Origin of the sequence: Candidatus Pelagibacter sp., from assembly GCF_052049975.1 — a bacterium.
In the GTDB taxonomy this organism is placed as follows: domain Bacteria; phylum Pseudomonadota; class Alphaproteobacteria; order Pelagibacterales; family Pelagibacteraceae; genus Pelagibacter.
Window position 1 is genome coordinate 56,432 of record NZ_JBNGYZ010000002.1, and the last position, 22,296, is coordinate 78,727.

The following is a 22,296-nucleotide window of genomic DNA, read 5'->3' on the forward strand; positions in this document are numbered from 1 at the left end:
AGAGACTAAATATATAGAGAGGTTACACTAAATTATGACTAAAATGACAACTGAAGAAGCTTTTGTAAAAGTTTTACAAATGCATGGCATTGAGCATGCTTTTGGTATTATTGGATCAGCGTTCATGCCAATTTCAGATATATTTCCTGATGCAGGCATAACATTTTGGGACGTTGCTCATGAAACTAATGGCGGATTAATTGCAGATGGTTACACAAGAGCTACAGGAAAAATGTCAATGGTCATTGCGCAAAATGGTCCGGGAATTACCGGCTTAGTAACCCCGATAAAAACTGCATACTGGAATCACACACCTCTTTTATTAGTTACACCTCAAGCTGCTAACAAAACTATGGGTCAAGGTGGTTTCCAAGAAGTTGAACAAATGAATTTATTCAAAGATATGGTTTGTTATCAAGAGGAAGTAAGAGACCCTTCTAGAATGGCAGAAGTTTTAAACAGAGTAATTGAAAAAGCTATTAGAGGATCTGCTCCTGCACAAATAAATGTTCCAAGAGATTATTGGACACAAGTTATTGATATTGATCTTCCACCAATTGTGAGATTAGAAAGACAAGGTGGTGGGTCTGAAGCCATAGATAAAGCTGCTAACTTATTATCAAATGCAAAGTTCCCAGTTATACTTTCTGGTGCTGGCGTTGTAATTGGAGGAGCAATCGAAGCTACTAAAAATTTAGCTGAAAAATTAGATGCGCCTGTTTGTTCTGGTTATCAACATAATGATAGTTTTCCAGGAAGCCATCCATTAGCAGTTGGTCCTTTAGGATATAATGGTTCTAAAGCTGCTATGGAATTAATTTCAAAAGCTGATGTTGTATTAGCTTTAGGTACAAGACTAAATCCTTTTTCAACTTTACCGGGTTATGGAATTGATTATTGGCCGAAGAATGCAAATATCATTCAAGTAGATATCAATCCAGATAGAATTGGTTTAACAAAAAAAGTAACTGTTGGTATTAGTGGTGATGCAAAATTAGTTGCAGAACAAATTTTAGCTAAACTTTCGTCAAGCGCTGGTGACACTGATAGACAAACAAGAAAAGATTTAATTCATCAAACAAAATCTGCATGGTTACAAAAACTATCAAGTTTAGATCATGAAGAAGATGATGAAGGTACAGTTTGGAACAAAGATGCAAGAGAAAGAGATGCTGATAGAATGTCACCAAGACAAGCTTGGAGAGCTATTCAAGCAGGTATGCCTGATGATGTTATTATTTCAAGTGATATTGGAAATAACTGTGCAATCGGTAATGCATATCCAACTTTTGAAAAGGGAAGAAAATATTTAGCACCAGGATTATTTGGTCCATGTGGTTATGGCTTTCCATCAATTTTAGGAGCAAAAATTGGATGTCCAGATACACCAGTAATAGGTTTTGCTGGAGATGGTGCATTTGGTATTAGTATGAATGAAATGAGTTCGTGCGCTAGAGAAGAATGGCCAGCTATTACTATGGTTATTTTTAGAAACTATCAATGGGGCGCTGAAAAAAGAAATACTACATTATGGTATGATAATAACTTTATTGGAACTGAACTTGATCCGGAATTAAGTTATGCAAAAGTAGCTGATGCTTGTGGTCTTAAAGGTGTAACTGTAAGAACAATGGAAGAGACTACTAACGCGATTAAACAATCATGCGAAGATCAGAAAAAGGGAATAACTACTTTTATTGAAGTAATCTTAAACCAAGAGTTAGGTGAACCATTTAGAAGAGATGCGATGAAGAAACCAGTCAAAGTTGCTGGTATCAACAAAGCTGATATGAAGAAACAACCTTCGTTAAATTCTTAAATCTTTCAAAAATTAATCAATTATCGTAAAGTCACTTCATGGAAGTGACTAACGATAATGGTTGTAGCTGGATTAACGATCTTAATCCTAGACAAAATATAAAATCTTTAAGTAATAATTTATCAAGCAATTGGCTTATCATAGGAGCTGGTTTCACAGGTTTATCGGCTGCAAGAAAATTAGGGGACTTATTTCCAAAGGAAAAAATTATTATTGTTGATGCCCAATTAGCAGGAGATGGAGCAAGTGGAAGAAACTCAGGTTATTTAGTTGATACAACTTTAAATGACGGATTTACATCAAATAAGGAGTTAGAAAGCTATAAAAAAAAAGCAGATATTTATGATTTAGGAATTAAAGCTGTTAAAAATTTCATTAAAGAATATCAAGTTGATTGTGATTGGAATGAGTGTGGAAAATTTTTTGCCTCTTCAAAAAAAGAAGACATTAAAATATTAAATAATTTTTCAAATACTCTAGAAAAACTAGGATATGAACATGGTATCTTCAACAACGATGAATTAACTAGTAGATTAGGGACAAAATTTTACAATGTAGGTTTGCATACCAAAGGTGGTATATTATTACATCCTGGAAAACTTGTAAGAGCAATGGTTGATACATTACCTAAAAATGTTGAGTTATACGAAAACTCTTCATTATTAGAATGGTCTAAAGAAAAAGATTTTATAAATTGTAGATTTCAAAATAGCTTAATGAAGACAAAAAAAATAATTTTTGCGACTAATGGTTTTCTTAGATCACTAGGTATTAAAAAAAACTATAATTTTCCAATTACTCTTACAGCAAGTATGACAAGACCATTAACTGATAATGAATATGAAAGTATAGGAAAACCAAAAGAGTGGGGCGTTCTTCCTGTTAGACCTATGGGAGCTACAATTAGAATGACAAAAGATAGAAGAATTTTAATCCGAAACACAGCAGAGCTACATAACCCAATGAGAATGTCTCAGTCAATTTTAAATCAAAGATCTTTAAAACAAAAGCTTGGGATTAAAAAAAGATTTCCCCAACTTCCCGATGATATTATTCAATCTTCTTGGTCTGGTATAGTTTCTAGAACAAGAAATAGTTCTCAAATATTTGAAAAAATAGATAACAATATATTTGTTGGTGGTTGTTATAATGGGTCTGGTATAGGAGTTGGAACATTGTTTGGAGAACAAATCGCACTCAAAGCAATTGGAGAAAATACAAAAGAAATTCAAACTATTGAATTGAGACATAAACCAACATGGTTGCCACCTGAACCCTTTTTAAGTCTAGGAGTAAGAGCTAGATTATTATATGAAAGATTGAGAGCAAATACTGAAGTCTAATTTATAATTGCTTTTACTGAACCTAGTTTTTCTATTTTACCTTGGTATAAACCCTTACCTAAAATTGGCACAACACCAACTGTTGATCCTGTAAATACATAAAAATCTTTTTCTAAATTTATTTTATCTTTTCTTAATTTGTTTAAAACAAATCTTAGAGAGTTTATTGGGTTTATGTAAACTGTATTTGTATTTCCATTAATAGATTGATTTATTTTTTTGTTTTGAATATTTGTTTTTAAGTTCCCTATATTTATTTTCTTATATTTCTGTTTTTTTCCAATTAAAAATTTTACATTAGCTCCAAAATCACTACACAAATCACCAAATCCACTCACGCCTTTTTTATTTTGTCTATATCCAATTACTTCAATACAGGGCGCCATATGAGAAATATATTTCGAAATGTTTTTTGTTGTAATTTTGTTTTTAGATTTAAAAAATTCTTTTTTTATTAAGTAGCAAACTTCTAGTTCAATACCTAAAGTAGATTTGTTAATTTTAATCTTTTTTCCTGATTTATCAAAATTTCTTTTAAAAATTGAAGCATAAAATGGCTCTTTCTCTTTAAACTTTTTCATTAATGGAAATCCAGTACCAGCAGCTTTAAACCCAACTATTGGATCTTTAATTTTACTCTCACAAAGTTTTCTAAATTTTTCAGCATCTTTTAATTTTTTTGTGAATTTTAAAGGTAATGGAGAAATAATTTTATTTTTCAAAAAAGCATTTACTAATTTATCTGAAGTTTTTTCTATTAATGTTTTCATGAGAAATTTTTAATTTATTATAGACATTGGATCAAGCCTTGTTTGAAACCAATTTATTCTAAAATCTAAATGAGGCCCTGTAGATCTACCAGTGGAACCTACTGTTCCAATTATCTCTCCTTGATTAATTTTATCACCAACATTTACATTAATCGTTTCTAGATGAGAATAAATTGAAGAAATACCATGTCCGTGATCCATAATAATTGTACCACCAGTATAATACAAATCAGGTTCAGCCATTGTTACAATTCCTGTAGCAGAAGATTTTATTTTTGTTCCTTTCTTCGCAGCTATATCTATCCCATAATGAGGCCATTTAGGTTTTCCATTAAGTATTCTTTGACTACCATATACTCCACTAATTATCCCTTCTACTGGCATAATAAATCTATCTTTAAAAAATGTTAGATTTGAATTTATTGCTCTTGCTTCTCCAATTTTATTATTTTCTTTTTTTATTCTTTTATAAACTGACTCGGGAGGTGTTACTTTATTTTCTGGAAGGCCATCAATTCGTTGAATATTATACTTCCTTTTAAATACTTTTTTTATAACTTTTTCCTTTTTACCATCTTTAATTTTTGTAATAATAATATCATTCTTTCTGTCTCTATCTAATCCAAAAACAAAAAAACCATTTTCTGAAACTTTGACTTCTTTTTTTCCAATAAGTATTCGAGCATTATTTTCAGTTTTTCCTACAATGAAATGTCCTTGAATAAATTTACCTGTAAACTCAATAGAAGACGCAGGAGAAATAAAAATAATGAATAAAAAAAATAATAATTTATTCATTTAATATTGTTTATTAGATTTTTAAAAAAAAGTGAACCATCTTCACCTGATAAACTTTTATTAATCATACGTTCTGGGTGAGGCATCATCCCTAGAACATTTTTTTCTTTATTAAATATTCCAGCAATATTTTTAATTGAGCCGTTGGGATTATTTTGTTCATCGACTATGCCATCTTTATTACAATAGTAGGCAGCAACTTGATTATTATCCTCAATTTCTTTTAATTGGTCTTTGCTACAAAAATAATTCCCTTCATTATGTGCAATATGTAGTTCAAGTACATCTTTATTTAGATATTTAAAATATGAACTATCTTTGTCGTTAACTTTAACAAATACATTTTTGCAAATGAATTCTAAGTATTTATTTCTAAGTAAAACACCCGGGAGCAAACCTGATTCAACTAAAATTTGAAATCCATTACAAATTCCCATAACTAAACCACCTGATTTTGCAAAATCTATTACAGATTTCATTATTTTTGATTTTGATGCCATACTTCCACATCTTAAGTAATCTCCGTAAGAAAATCCGCCAGGAAGTACTACTAAATCAGTTTTTGGTATTTCATTATCATTGTGCCATATCATTTTATTTTTAAAACCAAATTCATTTAGCGCAACATGCATATCTCTATCACAATTTGAACCTGGAAAAGTTATAACTACTGATTTCATTATTTATTTTAAAGAATTTTATAATTTTCTATGACAAGGTTTGCTAAAAGTTTTTTACACATTTCCTCCACCTTAGCTTTAGCTTTATTTTCATCTTGTTCATTGATATTAATCTCAAAATACTTTCCTTGTCTAACTTCATCAATATTATCAAATCCCATACCAGTTAAAGTTTGATTTATCACCTTACCTTGAGGATCTAATACATCTTGTTTTAGAGTGATAATTACTGAGATTTTCATTTACTTTTTTTCTTAACACTTGAAAGTTTTGTTACATTTACTGCCGAAACATTAGATTGTTCATGCAAGATACCTAATCTTCTTGCAACTTCTGTATAAGCAGGAATTAAATCACCTAGATCTTTTCTAAATCTATCTTTATCCATTTTTTTATCAGTAACACTGTCCCATAATCTACACGTATCTGGACTTATCTCGTCAGCAAGTATAACCTCATTTTTACCGTTTAATTTAATTCTCCCAAATTCTAATTTAAAATCTATCAATTTAATTCCAACACCTCTGAACATGCCAACCATAAAGTCATTAATACGAAAAACCATTTTTTTAATTTTTTCTATTTCTTTTTTAGTTGCCCATTCAAAAACTAAAATATGTTCCTCTGAAACTAGAGGATCACCTAATTTATCATCCTTTAAACAGTATTCTATTAAAGGCTCTTTAAGAACTGTTCCATCTTCAATATCTAATCTCTTTGTAATTGAACCTGTTGCAACATTTCTTAACACAAATTCAATTGGTATAATTTCAACATGTTTTATAATTTGTTCTCTCATATTTAATCTTTTTACTAAATGATTTTTAATTCCAATTTGTTTAAGATTTGCAAGTATATGTTCTGATATTCTATTGTTTAGAACTCCTTTACCTTCAATAAGAGATTTTTTTTGATTATTAAAAGCTGTTGCATCATCTTTAAAATATTGAATTACTAAATTTTTGTCAGATGTAGCGTAAATTATTTTCGCTTTTCCTTCGTAAAGTTTTTTACCTTTTTTCATTATTTAAATACTCTTCTAAATATTAAATTCACATTTTTGAAATGTTTTGCATAACTAAATATAGTCTTTAATTTCTTTTCAGAAATTTTAGACATTATGAGTTCATCTTGTTTAATTACATCAATTAAATTTAGATTTTCACTAAAACATTTTTTTGCATAATTTTGCACAATTCTATAAGATTTTTCTCTACTTAAGCCTGATTTAGTTAATTCTAACATTACCTCTTGAGAAAAAATTAACCCTTTAGTTAAATTTAAGTTTTCAAGCATTTTTTTTGGATAAACAATCATATTTTCTAAAAGATTAGCAAGTCTTATTAATGCAAAATCCAAAGTAACATTTGCATCAGGACCTATATTTCTTTCAACACTTGAATGCGAAATATCTCTTTCATGCCATAGCGCAATATTTTCAAGAGCAGGGATCACAGCGCTCCTCACCATTCTCGCAAGTCCAGTTAAGTTTTCACTTAAAATTGGATTTTTTTTATGAGGCATTGCAGATGATCCTTTTTGTTTTTTTGAGAAATATTCTTGCAATTCATAAACCTCTGTTCTTTGTAAATGTCTTATCTCGATTGCAACTCTCTCAATTGAACCTGCAATAATTCCTAATACTGAAAAATAATAAGCATGCCTATCTCTTGGTATTACTTGTGTAGAAATGGGCTCTACTTTCATATTTAATTTTTTAGCAACATGCTTTTCAACACTTGGATTTATATTTGCAAATGTTCCAACTGCACCTGAAATTGCACATGTTGACACTTCTTCAATTGCGTTTTTTAATCTAGCTTTGTTCCTTTTGAATTCTTCATAAAAAGACGCAAGTTTTAAACCAAACGTAACTGGTTCGGCATGAATTCCATGACTTCTTCCCATACAAGGTGTGAACTTATATTTCTTAGCTTGTTTTTTTAAAACACCTAGAATTTTATCAAGATCTTGAAGTAAAATTTTTCCTGATTGAACTAGTTGAATATTAAAACTTGTATCTAATACATCCGATGATGTCATGCCCTGGTGCAGGTATCTTGCTTTAATGCCAGCTTTTTCAGTAATTGAAGTTAAAAAAGCGATCACATCATGTTTAACATCAGCCTCTATTTGATGAATTCTTTTTACATTTATTTTTGCTTTCTTTTTTACAACAGAGGCAACTCCTCTTGGAATATGACCTAATTTTTCCATTGCTTCAGCTGCCGCAACTTCTACATCTAACCAAATTTTATATTTATTCTCTTCTGACCAAATATCAGTGAGTTCATTTCTAGAATATCTTTTTATCATTATTTATATGGAGGCTTCATATAACCTTTAGCAGATTCTGTGAAAATTTCATATCCATTTTCAGAAATACCCACAGTATGCTCAAATTGTGCTGATAAAGATTTATCTTTTGTTACTGCTGTCCATCCATCATTCAACATTTTAGTTTGAAATTTGCCTGCATTAATCATTGGTTCAATTGTGAAAGTCATACCTGGTCTAAGCTCCATTCCAGAATTTTTACTTCCATAATGTAAAACGTTTGGAGCCTCATGAAAAATAGTACTAATTCCATGACCACAAAAATCTCTGACAACAGAATAACCTTTTTCTTCCACATAAGATTGAATTGTATAACCAATGTCTCCTAATTTTAATCCTGGTTTTAATATCTTAATTGCGTTCATCATTGAATTATAAGTTGCATCAATTAGATTATTTACTTTAACTGAAGTTTCACCAACACAAAACATTCTACTAGTATCACCGTAATGATGATCAACAATAGCAGTCACATCTATATTTATTGCATCTCCATCTTTCAAAATTCTATCTCCAGGTATACCATGACAAACGACATGATTTAAAGAAGTGCATAATGATTTTTTAAAACCTCTATAAAATTGTGGAGCGGAATATCCACCATTGTCTCTTATAAATTCATATCCAAGTTTATCTATTTGATCAGTTGTAATTCCTTCTTTGATATTATCTGTTAACATATCAAGAGTTTGAGCCGCAAGTTTTCCAGCAACCCTCATTTTCTCAAATTTTTCTGAATAACTACTCATTAATAATTTTTAATTTTTTTTCTATAAAAATTTCTTTCGAACTTATCTTACATCTATAAGCTAAAAAAATAACTCCAGCTTTTTTTGCTTTTAAATAATTATTGTAATATTCACTATCAATATCTTTAGCTATTTTAAAGTTTTCCATATTTTGAATTTGAACTAAAAACAATAAGTAAGTTTTATAACCATTTTTTGTGGCATCAATAAGAGTTAACAGATGTTTTGAGCCTCTAGAAGTTACGGCATCAGGAAATTCAGATGTTTTTTTATCTCTAAATAAAGTGACATTTTTAACCTCTAAAAAAAACTTTGTTTTTTTCTTCTCTAAATAAAAATCAAATCTCGTTTCTTTATTAAAAAATACTTCGCTTTTGATTTGATCAAGATTTTGAAGTTCTTTAATTAGATTATTTTCTAAAGCATGCCTAGCAATTTTGTTTGCCATATGCGTATTAACACCAACAAGATTTTTATTTGCTCTAATTATTTCTAAGCCATACTTAAGTTTTCTTTTTGGATCATCATGCTTAAGTAAGTGAACTTCATTACCTTTATCAAGTAAACCCTTCATTGAACCAGTGTTAGGACAATGAGCTGTTACTTTGACACCTTCAATATTAACGTCTGTAAAAAAACGTTTGTATCTTTTGATTAATTTGCCTTTTATTAAAGGCTTGGTAAATTTCATATATAGACTATACATTCTTAAAATGACCAAAGAAACTAAAGTTAATGCCGCTATATTAATAATTGGTAATGAAATTCTTTCAGGAAGAACTCAAGATACAAATACAAGCACACTTGCTACTTGGTTAAATTCTATTGGTGTCAAAGTTGGAGAGGTGAGAGTAATTCCTGATGTAGAGGAAACAATAATTTCAACTCTTAATCATTTAAGAAATGTTTATAATTATGTTTTCACTACTGGTGGCATTGGACCTACTCATGATGATATTACGGCAGAGTCAGTCTCAAAAGCTTTTGGATTAAGATATGAAGTTCATCAAGAAGCTTATAAAATTTTAGAGGCATATTACAAACCAGGAGAATTTAACAAAGGTAGACAAAAGATGGTATGGATGCCTTCAAATGCAAATTTGATTTTAAACCCAACCAGTGGAGCACCAGGTTTTAATGTTGAGAATGTTTATTGTCTTCCAGGAGTTCCTTCAATTTTAAAATCAATGCTAGGTGGATTGAAAAATGATATTGTTGGAGGAGATCCTATAATTAGTAAAACTATAAGTTTACGAACAGTTGAAAGTGAAATAGCAGACTCATTGACTAAAGTTCAAAATGATAACAAAGATGTTGAGATAGGAAGCTATCCTTTTTTTCAAGCTGGAAAACTTGGTGTTTCAATTGTTTTAAGATCTGAAGACCAAAATAAAATTAATAAGTGTGAATTAAAAATCCTTAAATTTGTCAATGAAAAAAATATTGGCATTGTTGAGAGATAAAAAAAACTAATTTATAAAGTTTTATATAATTCTTCTGCTGCAATAAAAATATTTTTATTTGGTCTCCATCTTAAAACTTTTTTTGCAAATGAATTATTACCGATTAAACATTTTTGTTTTTCAATATTATTTATTTTAACTTTAGTTTTTAATCTATATTTTTTGATTAAAAAATTTATTATCTGATTTAATGATGTTGATTTATTAGAGCTCAAAATTATGTTATCAATATTTTTTTTAGATGATATTAATTTAATTATCGCACGACATATGTCCTCTGCATGAGAAAAATCAGCATAGATATTTTGTTTTATAATTTTTCTTAAAAAATTAAAATTATTTTCTTTTAATGCAATTATAATTCTTGGTATTATGAATTTTCTATTTCTAAATTTTGAATCGTGGTTAAATAAAATCAAGTTTGTATAATTTAACTTTTTTTCTACCTTTTTATTTAACATATAATTATGACTGTCAATTCTAAACTTAGTATAATCTGTATCTCCGATAAATTTTGAATATTCATTAACTTTTCTTTTTTTATCTCTAAAAATTTGAGATGAATTAAAAAATATAAATTTTGAGTTTAAGTTTACTTTAAATGTTTCATCAAATATATTTTTTGTTATTAAAAAATTTTCTTTATAAAATTTGTGATAACTTTTTTCATTAAATGCCGGATTATTAGAGGCCATATGCAAAACTATATCAGGTTTATTTTTTTTAAAAATAGTTCTTAAATTTTTTTTTACCTTTAGATTTTCTTTAATAATAATATATTTTTTGTTAGTATTTTTATGAATTTGTTTTGAAAATATAAAGATTTTGTATTTTTTTGAATCTAATAAATTTGTTAAAATTTTTCCATCTTGACCAAAACCCCCAGTAATAAAAATATTTTTTTTTTGCTTTTTCACATTTAAAGTATTTATAATTAATCCTATTATTATATAATTAAATTTAAAATTAACTTAATTTAAAATAATTTAAACTTGAAAATAAAATCCTGCAGATCTTGTGATAATAATAATTTAATTAAATTATATTCATTAGGTAGACAATCTCTAACTGGCATATTCCCACCAAGTAAAAAAACAAAAATTACAAAAGGTGATTTAAGCATGGTTATTTGTAGTAAATGTAAATTATTACAATTAGAAAATAATTTTAATCCATTTGAAATGTATGGTGATAATTACGGTTATATGTCGTCTTTAAATAAATCAATGATTTCACACTTAAATATCAAATCCATTAATTTAAAAAAAAGATATAAGTTTAAATCAAAAGATGCCATCTTAGACATAGGTAGCAATGATGGTACGTTTTTATCTTTTTTTAGTAAAAAATATAAATTGTATGGTTGTGACCCTACAATTAAAAAATTTAAAAATTATTATAGAAAAGATATTAATAAGATAGAAAATTTTTTTTCAGCTGATTTATTTAAAAATATTAAATTTTCTTTAATAACCTCAATTTCAATGTTTTATGATTTGCCAAGACCATTAGAATTTGCAAAACAAATTTACAGTATTCTAAAAAAAAATGGGGTTTGGCATATAGAGCTAAGTTATATGCCGATGATGATCAAAAACACATCTTACGACACGATTTGTCATGAACATCTTGAGTACTATTCCCTAAGATCATTAAAGTTTTTATTAGATAAAGCAAAATTAAAAATAATAAATTTATCATTTAACCAAATAAATGGTGGAAGCATTGAATTAGATATAGCAAAAAAAGACTCAACGTATAATGAGTGTAAAGATTTAATTAATTGGGTTTTAAAAAGTGAGAAATTAGGTCAATACAATGAAGTTAGCAGGCAAAAAAGATTTTTTAAAGAGTGTGAAAATCACAAGATATTATTAAAACAACTTTTAAAAACTTTTAAAAAACAAAAAAAAAAGGTAATTGGATATGGAGCATCAACTAAAGGCAATGTTTTGCTTCAATATTGTGGTATAAATGAAAAAATAATAAAAATAATAGCTGAAGTAAATAAATTTAAATTCGGAAAATACACACCTGGTTCAAAAATAAAAATTGTTTCTGAAAAAAAAGCTAAACTAAATAATCCAGATTATTTATTAGTGCTTCCTTGGCATTTCAAAGATCACATAATTAAAAGGGAAGATAAATTTTTAAAAGATGGTGGAAAATTAATTTTTCCTTTACCAGATATCGAGATTATTTAATCTTAAAAAATAAGTTTTTAAAAAAATAAATTGACAAATAGTATAGAGAGCTCACTATATCTCTTAGTTTCATTTTAGAAGACCCAATCTTTCTATATGGCAGATCAACGGGTATTTCATGTATCTTATATTTCTTTTTGTGAAGTATGAAAATACTTTCCCAAAAAAAAGAATATCCATTATCTTTAGCTGCCAATATATCTTTTTTTTTTACAATATTTAAATTATAGCATCTAAATGCACCAGAGGTATCATAACGAATATTTAATAGATAATTAATTAAATGATATCTAATTTTAGTTAAAAGTCTTCTTGAGATAGGCCAATCGATAATTGAATTTTTTGATAAAAATCTATTTGTTATTACAATTGAGTTGTATTTATTTAATTTTATTAATTGAGGAATATATTTGGGATTGTGAGTACCATCAGCGTCCATAGTAATTAATATTTTATATTTTTTTTTATAAGCAAAATTAATACCAACTTTATGAGCAGAACCAACTCCAAGTTTTTTTTTTCTAAAAATAAATTTTATATTTTGATTTTTTTTACTTAATTCAATGATTTTTTTTCTAGTTCCATCTTTAGAATTATCATCAATAAATAACAGATCAAACTTAATATCTAATTTTAATAAGTTTGAAAATAAAATATCTATATTTTTATTTTCATTTAGAGTTGGAATTACAACTATTTTTTTCATTAATTTTTCTCTGGAATAAAAAATAAATCCAATGCGTTTTGATTCTTATGAGGTATCAATTTTAAATTTTGATTATAGTACCTATTGTAATTGTATTTTTTTAAAATTTTATTTATTTCATTTAAGGAGGTGTTATTTTCAATAATAAGCATGGGTTTATCTTTCTTTATTTGACTCATCAAACTTTTTACAATTTGAAGTTCTAATCCATTAATATCAATTTTTATTAGATCAATTTTTTCCTTAATCAATCTGAATTTTTTTAAACTGATAGATGTTTTTTTTATTTTTATTTCTTTATAATTATTAAAATCCAATTTCATTTGATCAATTAACTCTTTTTTTCGATAAAATGCATAAGTTAAAAGTGGCATCTCTCTCCCAAAAATTTTTAAAAAAGGATAATAGATAGTTTCTTTAATTTCTTTATCACTAATTCCAAATTCTTTTATTATGATATTTCTATTTTTTTTTTTTAATTTTTTTAATTTTTTAATAAATATTTTTTGAGGCTCATAACAGAAAATTTTTTTAACTTTTAAATTTTTTAAAAAAAAATTCGTCGCTATGCCATCACTTGCACCAATATCAATTATGTTAATTGCTTTTTGATGGTAATATCTTTTTAAAATATTAAAGTCTTCTTCAAAAATATTAAAATAAATAACAATATTTCTTACAAAATAATAAAGAATTACATTCCTTCTTATAAATTTTTCAAAAATACTTAATAGTCCTTTTTGAGTTTTACTTTGTTGCATTTTTATCATAACAAATTATAGAATATTTTTAATGAATTTAACTAAAACTACAATCATGAATACAATACTTTTTGTGATATTGTACATTTCATTAATTGTTGGATTTATTTTAGACGAAGATTCGGCTGGAGGAGCAATTCAGGATTATAACTTCCATTTAGGTGTTAGAGATTTTTTCTTAGAAGATACAATTTATGGGCTTAAAAATTATTTACAAACAGAGGCCGTACATTCACCAATATTTATTATTTTTTTGAAATATTTGTTATTTCTTGGTGAGGATTTTGGAAGATTAATTTATTTACATCTGTGTTTATCTATAGTTCCTATCTTTTTTTTATGTTTAAAAAAAAAATACAAAACAAATACTTATTTTTTATTAACATTAAGTATTTTTTTTCTTTTATCACCATATTTTAGATCTTCCTCAATTTGGCCGGGTGATGAAAATTTAGCTTTAATTTTTTTTTTATGTTCAATTTATTTTTATAATTTATTTTTTCAGAAAAAAAATTTTGATGAAAAAATTTTATTTATTTTTTTAAACACTTTTTTTCTTGCCTTAGCTTCTTACTTTAGACCTGTTTATTCATTATTTTCATTATTTTATTTTTACCAACTTATTTTAAAAGAATTTAATTTAAGATTTTTTATTTTTTATATGTTAATAAATATACTTCTTTCTTTTCCAGCTTTTTATTATGTTTTTTTTATGAAAATCACTTTTTTTTTTGATTCAGTTGGAAGTTTTAATTTCATAAATTCATTCTCACTTACATATACAGTGCTTTTATTTTACTTGATACCTTTTCTAATTTTCTTAGAAAAAAATTTATTTTCTTGCAAATTTGATCTTAATTTTTTCATCATCTCAGTTATTTTAACATTCATAGTGATTTTTTTATTTGATTATAAAACTTCTACTGGAGGAGGTATACTTTATATGTTTCAAAAAATTTTTTTCTCTGGGAATATTTTTTACGGTATTATATTTTTTATTTCATTTAATTTAGTTAATAAATTTTTAGAAATCAAAAAAATTGATAATTTAATTTTAATTATAATCTTATTGTTCTTTGAATTAGATAATCATTTCTATATGGAAACATTTGACCCACTTTTTCTTATTTGTCTGTTCCTTTTATTTAATACAAAACTTATAAAAAATTACATAAAATTAATTGATCTTAAGAGAATAGTATCTTTATATACTTATCTAATAATGTTTTTTTGCACAAAAGTATTAGTTTTATATTTATTATAATTTTGATATTTATTTATAAAATTATATTCAATTAAGTATCTATGTTATATTTTGCTTATGGTAGCAATCTTCATCATTTTCAAATGAAAAGAAGGTGCAAAGACAGTGTATTTTTAAAAAAAATTAATTTAAAAGATTTTCGTTTAACTTTCAGAAGCAAATATAGAGCAGCAGATATTGAACCAAAAAAAAAATCAATAGTACCAGGTGGTTTATTTGAAATATCTAAAAGTGATGAAAAAAAACTAGATGTATATGAAGATTTTCCAATACTTTATAAAAAACATTATTTTTATTATTATGGAAAAAAAATAATGACTTATACAATGGTGAAAAAAACTCCATTTAGATATCCAACAGAAAGATATTTAAATATTGTTAAACGTGGATATAAAGATTGCAATCTTGATAAAAAATATTTAAAAAAAGCCTTAATGCCCTCGTGGTGAAATTGGTAGACACAAAGGACTTAAAATCCTTGCCGCTTGCGGAGTGCCAGTTCGAGTCTGGCCGAGGGCACCACTTAAAATGAGCAAACAATTAATAATTTCTGATAAAAATAAGAAATCATCAATTTTAAAAAAATCAGTCTTAAATTTAATTAATAGAAACAACTTTTATAAAAAAAATTTTGTAATTGTTATTGGTGGTGACGGTTTTATGTTACAGACTTTAAAAAAGAATAAAAACTCAAATAAACAATTTTATGGAGTTAATTCAGGAAATTACGGTTTCTTGATGAATAAATTTTCAGCAAAAAATTTTATAAGAAACATTACAAATCCTAAACTTATTGTAATTTCTCCATTAGAAATGACTGTAAAAAACAAATCAAATCAAATTAAAAAACATTTAGCTATTAATGAGGTTTCTATTTTAAGACAAAGTAGGCAGGCAGCATATATTTCAATAAAAAATGAATCAAAAATAATAATGCAAAAATTAGTTTCAGATGGAGTATTGGTATCAACACCAGCAGGAAGTACAGCTTATAATCTTTCAGTTCATGGCCCAATACTAAGTTTAAATTCAAGAAAACTTTCCATTTCTCCAATCAGCCCATTTATACCCAGAAGATGGAAGGGAAAAGTTGTTAGTGATAAAACAAAAATAATAATAAAAAATTTAAATCCATCTAAAAGACCAATAAGTTCTGTCGCTGATAATATTGAAGTCAGAAATGCAAAAATAATATCAATTAAAACAAGCTCAAATATTAAGTTTAATTTGCTTTATAATCAAAATAGAAGTTTAGAAAAAAAAATAAAAATTGAACAGCTGAAAAGAGAAATTTCTTAAGTGGTGCCCCCGCACGGATTCGAACCGCGGACCTATTGATTACAAATCATTTGAGCTATCACTTTTTCCTTTCATTAACGTTGATATTAGTAACTTCTGGAATCCCCGTCAAGCAAGTAAAATAAATTCACTACAAATTCACTACACTTGTTGATACATTTTATTAATGAAATTTAACGAAGATAGCAGAGTAAAAATACCTTCTTTAATACATTTAACTAGATTAGGTTATAAATATCTTTCACTTAAAGACAGTGTTTGGGATTTATCATCTAATATTTTTGAAGATATATTTGTAAAAGCTATTAGTAAAATTAATAAAGAAAAAGATGAATTAAAAATCAAAAATTTATTAGATGAATTAAAAATTTCCTTATCTAATGATGATTTAGGACAATCTTTTTTTGAAAGAATAATAAATAACCAAGGTTTAAAAGTTATTGATTTTGAAAACATTGAAAACAATTGTTTTAATGTTGTAACTGAGCTTACTTATCAAAAAGACGATGACGTATTTAGACCTGATATTACAATATTAATTAATGGTTTGCCTCTAGTTTTTATTGAAGTCAAAAAGCCAAACAATAAAGAAGGTATGTATTCCGAAAAAAACAGAATTAATAAAAGATTTACCAATAAAAATTTTAAGCAATTTGCCAATATTACTCAATTCATTATTTTTTCAAATAACATGAGTTATGATCAAGATGGACAAAATATTTTTCAAGGAGCATTTTATTCATCATCTTCATACGGAAATCTAAATTTTAATTATTTTAGAGAAGAAGAGGATTTTGATTTAAGCTCTTTGTTAAGATCTTTAGATGATAATGATGAAAATATTATCTTAAAAGACACTAATTTAGTAAGTATTAAAAATTCTAGAGAATTTATATCAAATAAAGATCCTCAAACACCTACTAACTCAATATTGACTTCACTACTTCAGAAGGAAAGAATTTTATTTATATTAAAATATGGAATAGCATATGTTAAAAATTTAAAAGGCATAGAAAAGCACATTATAAGATATCCACAATTGTTTGCCACCAAAGCAATACAAAAAAATATACAAGAAAAAAAAAATAAAGGAATTATCTGGCATACACAAGGAAGTGGCAAAACTGCACTTGCCTATTATTCTCTAAAATACTTAAAAGATTATTTTAATAAAGATAACAAAATCGTTAAGTTTTACTTCATAGTAGATAGAATTGATCTATTAGATCAGGCAAATAAAGAATTTAAGAAAAGAGGATTATCAGTTCATATAATTAATTCAAGGGATGAATTTGCTCAAAATATTAAATCAAATAAAGCAGTGCATAATGATCGAGGAGATGATGAGATTATACTTGTAAATATTCAAAAATTTGAAAATCAGGATGATGTTGTTAATATAAATGATTATAATTTATCCATTCAAAGAATATATTTTCTTGATGAAGTTCATCGAAGCTATAAACCTAAGGGAAGTTTTTTAACAAATCTTCATTTATCTGATCTAAATTCAATAAAGATCGGTTTAACAGGTACACCATTGTTAGGAAAAGACACAAATTCGCGAAATATATTTGGAAACTATATTCATAAATATTTTTATAATTCATCTATTAAAGATGGCTTTACATTAAGATTAATAAGAGAAGAGATAGAAAATCAATATCTTGAAAAGTTACAAACTACATTGGAGGAAATCAAAATTCTAAAAGGTAATTTACCTAGCGAAGATTTATTTTCAAAAAGGCAATTTGTTGAACCTATGTTAGATTACATAGTTCAGGATTATTTAAAATCAAAAGTGGTATTCGATGATAACTCAATAGGTGCTATGGTCGTTTGTGACTCATATAAGCAGGCTGAGATGATGAGTGATGTTTTTAAAAATAAATATATTGATTTATCAAATGACAAAATTGGAAAATCTTACTTAGTATTACATGACATTGGCACCAAAAAAGAGAGAGAAACTGCCATAGAAGATTTCAAAGATGGAAAAATAAATTTTTTATTTGTGTATAATATGCTTTTAACAGGCTTCGACTCCCCAAGGCTTAAAAAAATCTATTTTGGAAGAAAGATTAAATCTCACAATCTCTTGCAAGCATTAACTAGGGTTAACCGACCTTATAGGAATTTTAAATTTGGATATGTTGTAGATTTTGCAGGTATACATGAAGAATTTAAAAAAACAAATCAGGCATATTTTGAAGAATTACAATTAGAAGTGGGTGACGAACTTAAGGGTTATGAAAACCTTTTCAAAAGTGACACAGAAATAAATGAAGAAATTGAAAATATTAATCAAAATTTATTTAAATATGACTTGGAAAATCTTGAAAATTTTTCAACGCAAATATCCTCAATTTTGGATAAAAAGGAACTTAACATTATTTTGAAAACTTTAAATTCTGCAAGAGATCTTTACAATATTATAAAGCTATCAAGTAAATCTCACTTATTAGAAAAAATAAATTTTAAGAATATAAATTTAATGTTGAGAGAAACAGCTAATAGAATCTCTTTGATTAATGAAAAAGAAAAATTTGAAAATGAGGTTGATACTAGTGGTTTACTAAATCTTGCGCTAGAAGATATGATTTTTAGCTTTCAAAAAATTAAAGAGGAAGAACTTTTAATGTCAGATCAGTTAAAAGAAGCTAGAAAAAAAACCATAACCAATCTTAAAAATAATTTTGATACTAAAGATTTAAAATTTATCTCTCTTAGAGAAGAGCTTGAAAGACTTTTTCTTAAGAAAAATTTATCTGAAATTTCTCAAACAAATATGGAGGAAATAATTAGAAAATTTGATTTGATCTATGATCAATCAAAAGAGCTAAATAGAAAAAATGAACTTTTAAGAGCTAAATATGATCATGATCAAAAATATGCTCGAATTCACAAAAGGCTTATGGAAAAAAACCCACTCACTGACAATGAAAGTAAATTGTACAACGCTTTAAAGTCACTTAAAACAAGGACTGATGATGAACTATTAAATAATTCTGGAATCTTAAATAATGAAGTATATGTAAAAAAAATGATATCAAGGTTAGTGATTGATGAATTTAACAACAAAAATAATTTTGGTTTAGATTTATCAAAGACAGAAATAATAAAAAATTTAGTTTCTTCAGAGTATTTAAACGAATTTAGAGATAAATTGTAATATCATAATATGTCAATTAAATTTGAAAGTGAAACAAAAAAACTTATAGATGAATTAAAGAATGTCTGTAACAATGCTGGCCTAGGTAATGATGGAAATGAATATAAAGTAATAACACAAGCTTTCCTATATAAGTTTTTAAATGATAAATTTTTTCACGATGTAAGACAAATTAAAAAATATACATCAAGTGATGATATTCCAAAAATTTTAAAAACTTTTACTTCTGATGAATATGAAATGCTTTTATTAGAACTTAATGAAAATACAGCTAAATTATATCCTCATCAATTTTTAAACAACCTATTTCAAAAACAAAATGATAATAATTTTGCTCAAATTTTTGATGATGCATTGATTGAAATTTCTTCAAATAATAATGAAATTTTTTCAATTGTGACTTCTGGTGGTCAAAAAATTAAAATACTTGAAAGTATAAGTCAGCATGTTTCTGATAATAAGGATTCATTTTGTAGAGCTATTGTTAATAAACTAATAAATTTTAGTTTTGAGAATGTTTTTGATAAAGGTTTTGATTTTTTTTCGACAATTTTCGAGTATTTAATTCAAGACTATAATTCAAATAGTGGAAGCACTTATGCTGAATATTTCACACCTTTTTCAATTTCTAAAATTATTTCAAAGTGTTTGATTAAAAAAAAACAGTCAAATGTTGTTTGTTATGATCCTTCAGCTGGCTCAGGTACATTATTAATGTGTTTGGGTAATGAATTAGGAGAAAAAAATTGTACTATTTTTTCACAAGATATTTCTCAAAAATCCTCTCATTTACTCAGATTAAATCTAATTTTAAACAATTTAGTTCATTCTATACCAAACATAATTCAAGGTAACACTATTCTAGAACCATATCATAAAGAAAAAAATGCTTTAAAAAAATTTGATTATATAATTTCTAATCCACCATTTAATACAGATTTTAGTGATTACAGAAATGATTTGGATACTAAGGAAAATAAGGAAAGGTTTTTTGCAGGCATACCTAAGATACCAAAAAAAAAGAAACAACAGATGCCAATTTATACCATGTTCTTACAACATATTCTTTATAGTCTAAAAAAAAATGGAAGAGCGGCAGTTGTTGTTCCTGAAGGTTTTATTTCAGCTAAATCAGGTATTGAAAATATAATTCTAAAACATTTAGTTGAACAAAAAAAAATTAGTGGTGTAATTAGCTTACCAGGAAAAGTATTTGCTAATACACCTACAAATGTATCTATAATTTTTATAGAAAACGACAAAAAAAATGACAAAGTTGTGTTAATTGATGCTGCAGATGTTGGTTCAATAATTAAAGATCAGAATAAAGAAAGACTTATTCTAACAGAGGAAGATCAGTTAAGGATAACCAAAGCTTTTATTGAAGAAAAAACTGTTGGTGAATTCTGTACAACAACAAATTACGATGAAATAAAAACTAGAGGTTATTCACTTAACCCAGGTCAATATTTTGAAATTAAATATGACTATGATGATATAAATTCAGAAGATCTCAATAAAACAATAGAAAATTTTGTTCAAGAAACTTCAGCTCTTGAAAAAAAATCAAATCAAATTGAGAAAGATATTAATTCAAGTCTAAAAAAAATAAAAATCAAATGAAACTAGAAGAAATTCAACTAGACAAAGCTGTTATCTTTAACCCAAAAATAAATATTAAAAAAAATATTAAATACAAAAGAATTACTATGGAGATGTTAAAAGAGCATTATAAGTTTATCAATCAATTTGAATATGATTACTTTAATGGAGGAAGCAAGTTTGAACAAAACGATACTCTCTTAGCTAAAATAACACCCTGTTTAGAAAATGGAAAGACTGCATATGTAGATTTTTTGAGAGAGAATGAGGTAGCATTCGGGTCTACAGAGTTTATTACAATAAGAAATAACAATAAAACTGATAGGGATTATATTTATTATTTATTTACAAGTGATTTAATAAGAAAAAAAGCTATCAAATGCCTTGAGGGCACATCAGGAAGAAAAAGAATTAATGAGTATGCATTAAGAAAACAGATTATATTATTACCTGAGATAGATACACAAAAAAAAATATCACAATTTTTATCTCTGTTAGATAAAAAAATTTCAATCAATAATGAATTAAATAGAATTACAATAAAATTTTTAAAAAATTATTTTATAAAAACTTTTATAACTTTTCAGAATGAAAATTCTAATCTTACTTATAATGATAAATTAAATTTAGAAATTCCAAATGATTGGGAGGCAAAAACATTAGATAATATAGTAGAAATTAAAACAGAAATTATAGACCCACAGGAAGAAGAGGGCAGAATTTTTAAACTTTTAAGTATACCCTCTTATGATGAAGATGGTAGTTTCAGAAAAACATTAGGTAAAAATATAAATAGTAATAAGTTAGTTATTACTGAAAATAATCTTTTGCTATCTAAATTAAATCCAAAATTTAACAGAATATATTACCCGACAGATTGTAACGATTTACTTGCTTCAACAGAGTTTTTTAATTTTTCATGTAAAGATTTATTTATGAAAAATTTTCTTTATATTTTATTTCAAACTGATCATTTTATAAACTATTGTTCAAAGTCTGCTACAGGGACATCAAACAGTCATAAACGTATTAAAAAAGATGTGTTAATGAATTTCAAGACGCCATTCAATGAAGATGCAATAAAAAACTTTGGGAACTTAATTAATCCTTTTGTTCAAAAAATTAATTTAAGAAATGATGAAATAAGATCTTATAATTCGTTTAAAAAATTTATGCATCAACTGTTTTTAAAGAATCAAATCGTAATAAATTAAATTCACTACAAATTCACTACAGTCAGTTACTCTTTCTTCCATTCTATAGTCTTATTCAATGATTTTTATTTTTGAAAAAAATTTAGGAAAAACTTAAGTTTGTTGAAAATAAATG

General features: G+C 26.2%; 21 protein-coding genes and 1 tRNA gene. 11 read left to right on the top strand and 11 right to left on the bottom strand.

Annotated elements, in window-relative coordinates:
- The first annotated feature begins 34 nt into the window (after positions 1-34).
- Together xsc and ACTT9U_RS03965 are read left to right on the top strand one after the other, a co-directional pair.
- Entirely contained in the window at positions 35-1,819 is a 1,785-nt protein-coding gene (xsc, locus tag ACTT9U_RS03960) for a sulfoacetaldehyde acetyltransferase (protein ID WP_440931896.1), read from the top strand.
- Positions 1,820-1,857: 38 nt separating this feature from the next.
- Positions 1,858-3,162 (top strand): NAD(P)/FAD-dependent oxidoreductase, encoded by a 1,305-nt coding sequence (locus tag ACTT9U_RS03965; protein WP_440931897.1) that lies wholly within the window; start codon positions 1,858-1,860, stop codon positions 3,160-3,162.
- Here the strand turns inward: ACTT9U_RS03965 and ACTT9U_RS03970 are convergent.
- The 8 genes from ACTT9U_RS03970 to sfsA are packed head-to-tail and all read right to left on the bottom strand — an operon-like array spanning position 3,159 to position 9,187.
- Entirely contained in the window at positions 3,159-3,932 is a 774-nt protein-coding gene (locus tag ACTT9U_RS03970) for a fumarylacetoacetate hydrolase (RefSeq protein ID WP_440931898.1), read from the bottom strand. The two genes, ACTT9U_RS03965 and ACTT9U_RS03970, sit on opposite strands and share 4 nt — an antisense overlap.
- A 9-nt stretch (positions 3,933-3,941) precedes the next feature.
- Positions 3,942-4,730, bottom strand: a complete 789-nt coding sequence (locus ACTT9U_RS03975) for a peptidoglycan DD-metalloendopeptidase family protein (protein ID WP_440931899.1) — start codon at positions 4,728-4,730, stop codon at positions 3,942-3,944.
- The gene (purQ, locus tag ACTT9U_RS03980; RefSeq protein ID WP_440931900.1) at positions 4,727-5,410 is read right to left on the bottom strand and encodes a phosphoribosylformylglycinamidine synthase subunit PurQ; all 684 of its coding nucleotides are present in this window, start codon (positions 5,408-5,410) and stop codon (positions 4,727-4,729) included. The genes ACTT9U_RS03975 and purQ overlap by 4 nt, the downstream gene beginning before the upstream one ends.
- Positions 5,411-5,418: 8 nt before the next feature.
- Positions 5,419-5,652 (bottom strand): phosphoribosylformylglycinamidine synthase subunit PurS, encoded by a 234-nt coding sequence (gene purS / locus ACTT9U_RS03985; RefSeq protein ID WP_440931901.1) that lies wholly within the window; start codon positions 5,650-5,652, stop codon positions 5,419-5,421.
- Positions 5,649-6,434 (bottom strand): phosphoribosylaminoimidazolesuccinocarboxamide synthase, encoded by a 786-nt coding sequence (gene purC, locus ACTT9U_RS03990; RefSeq protein WP_440931902.1) that lies wholly within the window; start codon positions 6,432-6,434, stop codon positions 5,649-5,651. The genes purS and purC overlap by 4 nt, the downstream gene beginning before the upstream one ends.
- Positions 6,434-7,726 (bottom strand): adenylosuccinate lyase, encoded by a 1,293-nt coding sequence (gene purB / locus ACTT9U_RS03995; protein WP_440931903.1) that lies wholly within the window; start codon positions 7,724-7,726, stop codon positions 6,434-6,436. Before purB ends, purC begins: the two co-directional genes overlap by 1 nt.
- Positions 7,726-8,496, bottom strand: a complete 771-nt coding sequence (gene map, locus ACTT9U_RS04000; protein ID WP_440931904.1) for a type I methionyl aminopeptidase — start codon at positions 8,494-8,496, stop codon at positions 7,726-7,728. Before map ends, purB begins: the two co-directional genes overlap by 1 nt.
- Positions 8,489-9,187 (bottom strand): DNA/RNA nuclease SfsA, encoded by a 699-nt coding sequence (sfsA, locus tag ACTT9U_RS04005; protein WP_440931905.1) that lies wholly within the window; start codon positions 9,185-9,187, stop codon positions 8,489-8,491. Before sfsA ends, map begins: the two co-directional genes overlap by 8 nt.
- A gap of 22 nt (positions 9,188-9,209) precedes the next feature.
- On the opposite strand from sfsA, the gene ACTT9U_RS04010 reads away from it, so the two are divergent.
- Complete coding sequence (locus tag ACTT9U_RS04010; RefSeq protein WP_440931906.1) at positions 9,210-9,959, top strand: competence/damage-inducible protein A; 750 nt, start codon at positions 9,210-9,212, stop codon at positions 9,957-9,959.
- An 11-nt stretch (positions 9,960-9,970) separates the two neighbouring features.
- Here the strand turns inward: ACTT9U_RS04010 and ACTT9U_RS04015 are convergent, their stop codons facing one another.
- The gene (locus ACTT9U_RS04015) at positions 9,971-10,876 is read right to left on the bottom strand and encodes an NAD-dependent epimerase/dehydratase family protein (protein WP_440931907.1); all 906 of its coding nucleotides are present in this window, start codon (positions 10,874-10,876) and stop codon (positions 9,971-9,973) included.
- Positions 10,877-10,951: 75 nt separating this feature from the next.
- Here ACTT9U_RS04015 and ACTT9U_RS04020 point away from each other — a divergent pair, with 75 nt between their 5' ends.
- A complete protein-coding gene (locus tag ACTT9U_RS04020; protein ID WP_440931908.1) occupies positions 10,952-12,163 on the top strand; it encodes a class I SAM-dependent methyltransferase in 1,212 nt (403 codons plus the stop codon).
- Here the strand turns inward: ACTT9U_RS04020 and ACTT9U_RS04025 are convergent.
- Together ACTT9U_RS04025 and ACTT9U_RS04030 are read right to left on the bottom strand one after the other, a co-directional pair.
- Complete coding sequence (locus ACTT9U_RS04025) at positions 12,156-12,869, bottom strand: glycosyltransferase (RefSeq protein ID WP_440931909.1); 714 nt, start codon at positions 12,867-12,869, stop codon at positions 12,156-12,158. The genes ACTT9U_RS04020 and ACTT9U_RS04025 overlap by 8 nt on opposite strands.
- Entirely contained in the window at positions 12,869-13,630 is a 762-nt protein-coding gene (locus tag ACTT9U_RS04030) for an FkbM family methyltransferase (protein WP_440931910.1), read from the bottom strand. The genes ACTT9U_RS04025 and ACTT9U_RS04030 overlap by 1 nt, the downstream gene beginning before the upstream one ends.
- A 31-nt stretch (positions 13,631-13,661) precedes the next feature.
- On the opposite strand from ACTT9U_RS04030, the gene ACTT9U_RS04035 reads away from it, so the two are divergent.
- The 7 genes from ACTT9U_RS04035 (at position 13,662) to ACTT9U_RS04065 (ending at position 22,181) form a co-directional block, all read left to right on the top strand.
- Complete coding sequence (locus ACTT9U_RS04035; RefSeq protein WP_440931911.1) at positions 13,662-14,894, top strand: hypothetical protein; 1,233 nt, start codon at positions 13,662-13,664, stop codon at positions 14,892-14,894.
- Positions 14,895-14,935: 41 nt separating this feature from the next.
- On the top strand, positions 14,936-15,343 hold the full coding sequence (locus ACTT9U_RS04040; RefSeq protein ID WP_440931912.1) for a gamma-glutamylcyclotransferase family protein: 408 nt from the start codon (positions 14,936-14,938) through the stop codon (positions 15,341-15,343).
- Positions 15,331-15,416 (top strand) — tRNA-Leu (locus tag ACTT9U_RS04045). Before ACTT9U_RS04040 ends, ACTT9U_RS04045 begins: the two co-directional genes overlap by 13 nt.
- A 6-nt stretch (positions 15,417-15,422) precedes the next feature.
- Positions 15,423-16,193, top strand: a complete 771-nt coding sequence (locus ACTT9U_RS04050) for an NAD kinase (RefSeq protein WP_440931913.1) — start codon at positions 15,423-15,425, stop codon at positions 16,191-16,193.
- A gap of 166 nt (positions 16,194-16,359) precedes the next feature.
- Positions 16,360-19,365 (top strand): type I restriction endonuclease, encoded by a 3,006-nt coding sequence (locus ACTT9U_RS04055; RefSeq protein ID WP_440931914.1) that lies wholly within the window; start codon positions 16,360-16,362, stop codon positions 19,363-19,365.
- A 9-nt stretch (positions 19,366-19,374) separates the two neighbouring features.
- The gene (locus tag ACTT9U_RS04060) at positions 19,375-20,988 is read left to right on the top strand and encodes an HsdM family class I SAM-dependent methyltransferase (RefSeq protein ID WP_440931915.1); all 1,614 of its coding nucleotides are present in this window, start codon (positions 19,375-19,377) and stop codon (positions 20,986-20,988) included.
- The gene (locus ACTT9U_RS04065; protein ID WP_440931916.1) at positions 20,985-22,181 is read left to right on the top strand and encodes a restriction endonuclease subunit S; all 1,197 of its coding nucleotides are present in this window, start codon (positions 20,985-20,987) and stop codon (positions 22,179-22,181) included. Before ACTT9U_RS04060 ends, ACTT9U_RS04065 begins: the two co-directional genes overlap by 4 nt.
- The last annotated feature ends 115 nt before the right edge of the window (positions 22,182-22,296 follow it).